Origin of the sequence: Pseudomonas sp. (genome assembly GCF_037994325.1) — a bacterium.
GTDB lineage: Bacteria > Pseudomonadota > Gammaproteobacteria > Pseudomonadales > Pseudomonadaceae > Aquipseudomonas.
Genome location: NZ_JBBNAH010000590.1, coordinates 1 through 8,812, shown reverse-complemented (window position 1 = coordinate 8,812; position 8,812 = coordinate 1). Strand labels below are relative to the sequence as shown.

The window sequence follows — 8,812 nt, the reverse complement described above, 5'->3', positions numbered from 1 at the left end:
GGCGACCGAAAGCGAAAAGATCTGCCTTGCCCTCGTTGAGGTGAGCAGTCGCCAACTCCAGGTCATAGCCGTTGTTGGCCAAGTAGGCTTGTTTGAACCGCGAGCGCAGGGCGTCGTAGTTAAAGGGCGCGACATCCCGAGGCCCACCCGTTGCGCCTTCGACCACGTGTAAGTAGGCGATCCCCAATGCGCTGAGTTGCTCGGCGATGTAGTCATACTGGGATTGAGGGTCACTGCAGCTTATGCCGTTGGCTGGAGAGACTGGCGAGATACGTACTCCTGTGCGCTCGGCGCCAATTGCTCCGGCTACAGCAGTTGTCACTTCCAGGAGCAGTCGTGCGCGATTTTCGATTGATCCACCGTAGGCGTCGGTACGCTGGTTCGCGCCGTCTTTTACGAATTGCTCCAACAGATAGCCATTGGCGCCGTGCACCTCGACACCATCGAAGCCTGCAGCCACCGAGTTAACTGCGGCCTGTCGGAACGTTTCAACGATGCCCGGAATTTCCTCGAGAGTAAGTGCACGCGGTTCGGAAACATCGGCGAAGGAATTGTTGACGAAGGTTTTTGTCGCAGCGCGTATCGCGGAAGGGGCGACCGGTGCAGCACCGTCGGGCTGGAGGTCCACGTGCGAAACACGCCCAACGTGCCAAAGCTGCACAAAAATCCTGCCGCCCTTGGCGTGCACTGCATCGGTAACTTTGCGCCAACCGACAATCTGTTCGGTCGTATACAACCCCGGAGTGTCCTGGTAGCCCTGAGCTTGGGCTGATACCTGGGTAGCCTCGGTGATGATAAGACCGGCCGATGCACGTTGAGCGTAATAGGTGGCCGCCAGATCAGTCGGTACCAAACCTTCACCCGCGCGGTTGCGAGTCAATGGCGCCATAACGATTCGGTTGGAGAGGGTAAACGGACCGAAAGAGTAGGGTGCGAACAGGGTCTGTGTCGTCATATTGAAACCTCAAGATTGTGTTGGGGCTTGGCGCCCAAACTGTTTGCTCTGTTGGTGTTTCTTGCTCGTGCAGCGGGAGCCCGGATCAGCTTTCAAGAACAACCAAAACGAACCGCCGTTGAAATTACGTTCGTAATTTTATTTGCCAAATTTCAGATGCTTGCCACCACCTTCTTCGGCGTATGTAGAGCCGAAGAGGTCTTGGACAACCCACGCGAACACGCTCGGAATGTCGTTCGGTGTTAACAGTTGAGGCGTATCTAAAGACCCTGGTAATTTGACGCTCATTAGAATGATAAGCATAATATGAACAGTCAAGTGTTTGTCCATCTCCATTTCCCTAGAGCTGTCAGCTGTGCTGGTAAGCGCGCGAGGTTTGAGAATGAGGGTCAGCAAAACGCAGGCGCAGGAAAATCGGAAACGTGTCGTTGAGACTGCTTCGGTGCTGTTTCGCGAGCGCGGTTTTGAGGGCATCGGCGTAATCGAGTTGATGGCCGCCGCCGGGCTTACCCACGGAGGTTTCTACAATCAGTTCCGCTCGAAATCAGCGCTTATGGCAGAAGCCACCGCGTGTGGCTTTTCCCACATGCGCACAAGCGCCGATGTGGTCGACTTCATCAACTTTTACTTGTCTCGCCGACACCGTGACGCGTTGGGAAAAGGTTGCGCGATTGCTGCGCTTAGCGGAGATGCCGCGCGACAGCAAGGCGACGTCAAGTCGTCGTTCGAAGCGGGGATTGGCCAGCTAGTAGAAAATCTGACTGCCATGCTGCCTGCTGACACCCATGCGGAGGGACGGGCCAAAGCGATGTCCTTAGTGGCGCAAGCAGTGGGCGCCATTGTGCTCTCGCGGGCCTGTCGAGAAGAGGCCCCTCTGACTGATGAAATACTGGAAACCTGCCGCATTGCGTTGCTTGAACAATATTCCCCAGAAACGCATGTGTCGCGCTGAGGTTGTATTAGACCCCGCAGGGGCTTTGCAGCACCACGTAGGTCTATTTTCAACCCAGAGAGCTAGGGATTCCCGTGGCACAGATGATCAAGCGAAACAAACACCAGCAACAAAGCGCGGACGTGACATCCGGTCCTCAACGTGAGCTCACAGGCAACTTGCTGTTTCTACTCGCCAGCTTTGCCGCCCTTGGCGCGCTCGCGACCAATATTATTCTCCCGGCGTTTCCTCAAATCGCTATCGATCTAGGAGCCTCGATCAAAGATCTAGGTGCCACGCTAAGTAGCTTTTTTATTGCCTTTGCGCTTGGGCAGCTGGTGGTCGGGCCTCTTTCGGATCGTTTTGGCCGAAAGCCTTTGGTGCTGAGCGGGCTAGCCATTTTTGTCCTAGGCAGCGCTGTATGCGCTATGGCCAATACGCTCCCCCAACTTATCACCGGCCGTACTATCCAGGCGCTTGGCGTGTGCGCCACGTCGGTGTTATCTCGTGCAATTGCTCGTGATTTGTTCGATGGGGATCAGCTCGCTCGGACGCTGGCGCTGATCATGGTTGCAATGGCAGCAGCTCCAGGATTTTCCCCGCTTCTGGGCGGCGCGTTTAATAGTTTGCTTGGCTGGCGTGCGACCTTCGGATTGGTAGCGGGTGTCGCTGTTTTATTGGCGGGCTACTACCTTATCCGCCTAGGTGAAACGCATGCGCAAGACCACAGAACAGCGCCTTCTATCACCGCCGTGTTACGGGGCTATAAACGCTTGCTGCTCGACAGACGCTTTATTGCCCCGGCGCTCACAGTGAGTCTGGTTGTTGGCACCTTGTATGCTTTTTTCTCGATGGCCCCTGCGATATTAATGGCGGGTTTCGGGCTGTCATCGCTAGACCTGGGTTTGTTTTTTGCGGCAACTGTTTTTGTTGTATTTGGAGCGGGGTTAAGCAGCCCACGCCTGGTGCGGCGATGGGGCCAAGTTGCTGTAGCGCGTGCAGGCGTCGTGATTGCACTGGCGGGTAGCATTGGGCTGGCCGTCGGCCCTGAAAACTTCCTGTGCTTTTGTTTGTTTCTGACAGTTTTTTTGTTAGGGATGGGGATCGTCAACCCCTTAGCAACCGCAATTGCGCTGCATCCTTTTGCGGCTAACGCTGGCGCCGCGTCAGCGCTACTTGGCTTTTTGCAAATGGGTTGCGCTGCCGCCGCAATAACAGTTGGTACAAGCCTCAGCTTGTCTGCTTACGCGTCGCTAGGTGTTATTTCAGCGACCGCTCTAAGCGCGGCATTTTTCGCCTTTCTCGCCACAAAGTGACTTAGACGTTTTAGCTCAGCCATAGCCTTAAATGGGGGCACGAAGTGCAGGGCGAAAGCTGGAATTGGCTTCCCTCTCGATGAATTTCTCAGAAGTCATCGCAAGGGTTCGCCCGGGCGTTTTTATACACTCTGGGCCGTTTGCAGTCCTCACAGCCGGCGTCTTGCCGTACAACTGTCCCAGCCCGTTTACTGCGGGCTGAAGGCCGCCTCAATCCAGTTGGCGAATTCGCATGCCAGGTGCCAGCGATGAGCCGACACCGCTCCCGGCACGATCATCGCCGGGAACTCGACCGTAAGCTTCGCGCGAAAACCTTTGCCTTCGTCCCGAAATTGATGACGTACGCCACCCAGAACCCGACCGTTCTCGGCCCTGGCAACACCTGCGGTTTGGTGAGAGTAAGTGCCGTCCGGCTGCGAGCGCAGGCTGGAGAGGTCTTGGTAGTCGATCAAAAACCGTCCCACCAACGGCGAGCCACCGGTGGTTTCGATCACTTCTTGGGCGCCGTTGGCGTCAGTACGAATCATGTAGTGATCGGGCGCGGCGGCGAGCATGGCGGTCTCGTCGTTAAGCGCCGTGCGTTGCATAAACCAATGGGTGAATTCTTCGGCACTGCCTCGGTCAACCAACAGCTCAGCCACGCTGTAACGCCGAAGTCCGCATGACAGGCGCGCCACCAGATTGGCGACCGGCTGAGCAATCGCCAGCTCACGCTGGAGAATCCGCTGAATGCCGTCCGAGCCTAATTCGATTTTTCGCTTCAGTAGCTGGTACCTCAGGGTCGCCAGGTCCTCGCTGCCAAAAGGCTGGCCGCCCAAGCGCTTGAGCACGATCAGCGCGCGCCGGCGCTCCCACTGCAACACGCGCTCGCGTGGAATCTCTTGCCCGGCGAAAAAGGTTCTGATGGTCATGGCCACGATGGAGCGCTCCATTTTCTCAAGTGATCGCTGGCGCTTTTTTTGAAGTATTGGGTTCGCCCTCTAAAGCAACCATAGTTGCTTTAGAGGGCGTTGTAAACCAGGCGTTGAGAGTAAGCGTTGTGCGGTAAACCCTTCTTATGCGCCACTGCTAATGCAACAATCGTTGCCCTAGCGCCAGCCTGGCACCACGAAAGGAAAGGGCGGATGAACGAAACCAAGCAGGCAGATACCAGCAAACGCAGCCGTCCGGGAGGACGCTCAGCAGAAGTGGTTAGCGCCATTTACGCCGCAGCGTTAGAGGTGCTGCAGGAAAGTGGATACGACGGCTTGGAGCTACCGGAGGTCGCTGCCCGCGCGGGTGTGAACAAAACCACGGTGTACCGCCGCTGGCCGACGAAAGCCGAACTCGTATTAGATATCGCCCTGTTGCAGATGAAACAGGATGTTCCATTACCCGATACAGGGTCGCTGCACGGCGACCTGACAGCCTTGCTCGTGGATATCCACACCGCCATTGCTTCGCCGCTGGTGGCCGGTCTGTTGCAGGCGGCGGTTAGCCAGGGACGAGATGCCGAGGTAGTCAAGCGCTCGCGCATGCAGTTCTGGTCGGAGCGCTTCGCAATGAGTGGGCAATTGGTAGAACGCGCAATCGAACGGGGAGAACTGCCCCCAAGCACCGAACCCCGGCAGTTGTTGGAGCTGGCATCCGCGCCGTTGTTTTTTCGCGCAGTGCTTACTGGTGAGGCAATTGGCCGGGATGAAATCGCGCAAATAGCCCGCCGAACCATACTCGCGTTCACGTCCGATTAGCGCCTGTACGGTAACGCCGCGCCACTGGCCCTTTACGTGAGCTACCCAAGCAAATACCCTCTGCGGCGCAGGCACCGCCCTGCGAACTCTTACAGTGCGAAGCACCTCACTTCACCAGCACCGCCTGGACAGTGAGGGAGAGCTTTCGTGAGGTTTTACGATGGACGAAGTCGTTGATCACGGTGTGCGGTTTGGACGAATTGCAGTAACACTTCCGGTAAAAGACATGGCCAAGGCACATGACTTTTATACCGAGGTACTGGGTTTCACCAAGACCTTCGAGAATGGAAACCCGGTCGGTTTCATGATTCTGAAGCGGGACCAGGGCGAGCTGCACTTGACCCTCCAACCCAATCACCAACCGGGTGGTTTCAATGCCGCCCATCTGCTGGTAGACGATGCCGAAAAACTCTATGCAACCTGTGTGCGCCATGGAGCGCGCGTGATCAAAGGGTTGAAGAATCAGGAGTACGGCTTGCGCACGTTCGTCTTTGAAGACCCGGATGGCAACCGCATCGACGTCGGCCAGAAGGTTTAATACAGCGGCAAGAACTGGACGGAGTCGATCCGTCCAGACTGCTCAATGGCCGGAAAAGCGCGATGTACACACTCGAAGGCGTGCTTATCTCGTTAAAGCGAGCGACCACCATCAACAATAATTTCCGTCCCTACCGTCCAACGAGACTCGTCTGACGCGAGGTACAGCACCGCCTTAGCTACTTCTTCAGGCGTGCCAAAACGGCCAAATGGGATAGTCGCAGCAATATCTTTATTGACCTGCTCGCGATAGGCATCGGGGATACCCGCCTTGTCGTACAGCGGCGTGTCGATCGGACCAGGACTTACCGCATTTACCCGAACACCACGCGGTAGAAGTTCGCTAGAGAGCGTTTTCGACATGTTCAGAAAAGCAGCCTTTGTTGCGGCATAAACGGATGAGCGCGCGGCGCCCAGATGCGCACTCACCGAGGTGTTAAGAACCACCGATGCAGGGTTGGAGAAGACCGGTAGCAGTGCTTGCAGGAGGAAGTAAGGGCCTTTGACATTGATGCCAAAGGAGCGGTCAAACATCTCCTCGTTCCAGTCTTCGATTGGTATCCAGACGGATATACCAGCATTGAGGAAGGCAACGTCAAGCTGCCCGTAATGAGAGTGAACGGCGTGAGCCAGCTCCTGCTGGGCTGTGACACTGGCGGAGTCTGCTCGTAACACAAGAACCTCGCTGCCTAGGACAGATTGGGCGTTTGCAATTGACTCAGGATTAACACCAGTGACGATCACCCGAGCGCCTTCTGCGAGGAATTACTTTGCGGTCTCCAGACCAATGCCACTTGTGCCGCCAGTGATAAGCGTACGCTTGCCTTGTAAACGGGACATGAAAATTTCCTCTCATTTGTGACGACCAGTCGGACGACTGACCTTCTGAGCGCAACTATGTATTCATGCTGGGGCACTGATAAGATGGCCGTAGAGAATAAATCCCATGCGAAATGCGCATGAGTGAGGGCGTGTGATGGATCGGTTGTTACTGATGAGCTGTTTCGTACGCGCCGTAGAGACCGGCAGTTTTTCAGCTGCGGGACGTGATCTTGGGCTCGGACAACCGAACGTCAGCCGTTACATCGCCGCACTCGAAGATCATCTGCAAACCAGGCTGCTTCACCGATCGACAAGAAAGCTGACGCTCACACCGGAAGGTGAGCGGTACTACGCAGATGCGCGGCATATTTTGGGCTCAGTAGAAGAGTCTGAGTCCTCTCTGAGAGGGAACGTGGCACCGTCCGGGTTACTGCGCGTGGCATGTCCGACTGCATTGGCGCACACCTTTATCGTGCCCCATGTGGCTAGCTTTCTGGAGCGCTATCCAGAAGTGTCGCTCGATCTCCAGATCAACGACCGCTACGTCAATCTGGTCGACGAGGGTGCCGAGCTCGCGATTCGCATCGGCCACCTTGAGGACAGCGCAATGCGTGCCCGGCCACTAGCGTGGTTCGAGCGCGTGTGTGTGGCCAGCCGCGAGTACTTGGCGAAACGTGGCTCTCCCTCTTCGCCTGATGACCTGAAGGAACACGACTGCCTTATTTACACTCTGCTATCCACCGGCACTAACTGGCGGTTTAAAGACATTGATGTCCCGGTTTCCGGTCGCCTGCGGGTCAATTCACCCGAGGCGATACGTGAGTACGTCAATGCAGGATTAGGCATCGCGCAAGGCCCTCAATGGCTTTATGAGGAAGGGCTAAGAAGTGGCAATCTTCAGCTGCTGCTTAGCGACTACGTAGCACCACAGGTGCCGATCCAGGTCGTTTACCTAGCGAATCGGCTGCAGCCCAAGCGCGCCATCGTTTTCATGGACTTCATGGCGGATGTGTTTGCAAAAAGCTCTGCATTCCAGGAACGCGATCGGCGGGTCTGAATAGTCATCGGAACGTAACGCTTGTATCTCAAGTGCCCTGATTCACTGCCGGCACCAATCTGAATTGCCCCTAGTTTTATCGACACATCCGATCGGCCAGAAGCGGCCTGTTGTCAGCCGTTACCGACTGCCAGGAGCAGACGCCAAGGAAAGGCGATTTGTTACTTGAGGCCTGCGTGCAGGCTAGCCCGAGTGAGCAAAGTGGTTTGTGCCTTTGGTGAAGGCGCCTGACACGATGATCGAGGTTTCGATACCCCAGCGCACGAGTTCACTCGCATAGGAAACTGCGAGTGAATCCATTGCAGCCTTAGCCGCGAAGTAGGGACAGAGATAGGGCGGTCGGGCTGGGGCGACGGAGTTGACTATGATATTTCGTCCGCGCAGCTCCTTGGCAAAGATGCTGGTCATCGCTTCGACTCCAGCCTTGGTTGCCGCGTATACGCCGTAAGTAGGTTGAAGAAGCGCCACTACGCTGGATGAGAAGTTGATGATTCGGCCGTTGTCACGAAGGCGCTTAGCAGCCTCACGCAGGATGTTGAACGTGCCTTTGAGGTTGATCGCAATCTGCCGATCAAAGGTCGCGTCGTCGGTGTCGGCAGTAGTGCTGAGCGTCATGACGCCGGCGTTGTTAACCAGCACGTCGATGCCACCGAACGCAGCTTCTGCCACAGCGAACAACTCACTCACGGCGGCCGCATCACTGATATCTGCCTTCAACCTGGACGTGGACGCTGACTACCAGCACCTCCGTTAAAGCTATACGATACATATAGTTTAGTGCATGATCGAGCTGTCCAAGGCGGATGTAGGTGTTTTTGGCGGGCGCAGAGGGGCGACCGTAAAACATCAATTCCAGCATGTATCTATCGGTCGATTGCGTTTTCGTGAATCTAGGAAACGGTGTGCTAGTAAGCGCCACCAGTTGTGTTCGATTCTGAAGCGCTGCACTATACTAATCGTATAGCTAATGATAGTTTCAAAGCTGGGTGTGTGTCCGCGCCCGCTCGCTATCGCCAAAGCACATTACAAAAACAAATGGAGTGCGTTAATGACAACGACAAGGTACTGCTTGCACCTAGCGAAACTGCCGCTGGCCGTAAGCCTCGCATCTACTCTCGCCGTGCCTGCATTCGGTGCGTCTTTCAATATTGGCGAGATAGAGGGACATTTCGACTCGTCACTCTCTATCGGTGCAAATTGGTCAGTGCGCGGGGCAGACCCAGATTTAATAGGGAGAGTAAATGGTGGTAAGGCAGCCTCATCGACCAGCGATGACAACCGCTTAAACTTCAAAAAGGGAGAAACCTTTTCGAAGATTTTTAAGGGCATTCATGATCTCGAGCTGAAGTACGGTGACAGCGGAGTGTTCGTGCGCGGTAAGTACTGGTACGACTTCGAATTAAAAGATGAAGACCGTCTTTTCAAGAACATTGACGACCACAACCGCAAGGAGGCTGCTAAGTC

Annotated in this window: 9 protein-coding genes and 1 pseudogene; 6 read left to right on the top strand and 4 right to left on the bottom strand. The window is 55.6% G+C overall.

Annotation, left to right across the window (positions count from 1 at the left end):
• The coding region (locus AAAB16_RS19765; RefSeq protein ID WP_340664861.1) for an alkene reductase at positions 1–955 on the bottom strand (955 nt) is incomplete at its 3' end.
• 382 nt (positions 956–1,337) lie between these two features.
• Here AAAB16_RS19765 and AAAB16_RS19760 point away from each other — a divergent pair.
• Both AAAB16_RS19760 and AAAB16_RS19755 read left to right on the top strand, forming a co-directional pair.
• A complete protein-coding gene (locus tag AAAB16_RS19760; RefSeq protein ID WP_340664865.1) occupies positions 1,338–1,907 on the top strand; it encodes a TetR/AcrR family transcriptional regulator in 570 nt (189 codons plus the stop codon).
• 83 nt (positions 1,908–1,990) lie between these two features.
• On the top strand, positions 1,991–3,202 hold the full coding sequence (locus AAAB16_RS19755; protein WP_340664864.1) for a multidrug effflux MFS transporter: 1,212 nt from the start codon (positions 1,991–1,993) through the stop codon (positions 3,200–3,202).
• 188 nt (positions 3,203–3,390) lie between these two features.
• Here the strand turns inward: AAAB16_RS19755 and AAAB16_RS19750 are convergent, their stop codons facing one another.
• A complete protein-coding gene (locus AAAB16_RS19750; protein WP_340664863.1) occupies positions 3,391–4,113 on the bottom strand; it encodes a hypothetical protein in 723 nt (240 codons plus the stop codon).
• A gap of 213 nt (positions 4,114–4,326) precedes the next feature.
• On the opposite strand from AAAB16_RS19750, the gene AAAB16_RS19745 reads away from it, so the two are divergent.
• Together AAAB16_RS19745 and AAAB16_RS19740 are read left to right on the top strand one after the other, a co-directional pair.
• Positions 4,327–4,932, top strand: coding sequence for a TetR/AcrR family transcriptional regulator (locus AAAB16_RS19745; RefSeq protein ID WP_340664860.1), 606 nt, complete (start codon positions 4,327–4,329; stop codon positions 4,930–4,932).
• Between the two features lie 160 nt (positions 4,933–5,092).
• Positions 5,093–5,470, top strand: coding sequence for a VOC family protein (locus AAAB16_RS19740; RefSeq protein ID WP_340664859.1), 378 nt, complete (start codon positions 5,093–5,095; stop codon positions 5,468–5,470).
• A 92-nt stretch (positions 5,471–5,562) separates the two neighbouring features.
• Here the strand turns inward: AAAB16_RS19740 and AAAB16_RS19735 are convergent.
• Positions 5,563–6,309: pseudogene (locus tag AAAB16_RS19735) on the bottom strand (SDR family oxidoreductase).
• A 136-nt stretch (positions 6,310–6,445) separates the two neighbouring features.
• On the opposite strand from AAAB16_RS19735, the gene AAAB16_RS19730 reads away from it, so the two are divergent.
• Entirely contained in the window at positions 6,446–7,348 is a 903-nt protein-coding gene (locus AAAB16_RS19730) for a LysR family transcriptional regulator (protein WP_340664858.1), read from the top strand.
• 183 nt (positions 7,349–7,531) lie between these two features.
• Here AAAB16_RS19730 and AAAB16_RS19725 read toward each other — a convergent pair whose 3' ends face one another.
• Positions 7,532–8,065 (bottom strand): SDR family NAD(P)-dependent oxidoreductase, encoded by a 534-nt coding sequence (locus AAAB16_RS19725; RefSeq protein WP_340664857.1) that lies wholly within the window; start codon positions 8,063–8,065, stop codon positions 7,532–7,534.
• Positions 8,066–8,396: 331 nt separating this feature from the next.
• Here AAAB16_RS19725 and AAAB16_RS19720 point away from each other — a divergent pair.
• On the top strand, positions 8,397–8,812 hold a 416-nt coding region (locus AAAB16_RS19720), incomplete at its 3' end, for a DUF1302 family protein (RefSeq protein ID WP_340664862.1).

Excerpts from the sequence above, each read along its gene's own strand:
- AAAB16_RS19760 (WP_340664865.1), top strand. The coding sequence starts at position 1,338 with ATGAGGGTCAGCAAAACGCAGGCGCAGGAAAATCGGAAACGTGTCGTT.
- AAAB16_RS19755 (WP_340664864.1), top strand. The coding sequence starts at position 1,991 with ATGATCAAGCGAAACAAACACCAGCAACAAAGCGCGGACGTGACATCC.
- AAAB16_RS19750 (WP_340664863.1), bottom strand. The coding sequence starts at position 4,113 with ATGACCATCAGAACCTTTTTCGCCGGGCAAGAGATTCCACGCGAGCGC.
- AAAB16_RS19745 (WP_340664860.1), top strand. The coding sequence starts at position 4,327 with ATGAACGAAACCAAGCAGGCAGATACCAGCAAACGCAGCCGTCCGGGA.
- AAAB16_RS19740 (WP_340664859.1), top strand. The coding sequence starts at position 5,093 with ATGGACGAAGTCGTTGATCACGGTGTGCGGTTTGGACGAATTGCAGTA.
- AAAB16_RS19730 (WP_340664858.1), top strand. The coding sequence starts at position 6,446 with ATGGATCGGTTGTTACTGATGAGCTGTTTCGTACGCGCCGTAGAGACC.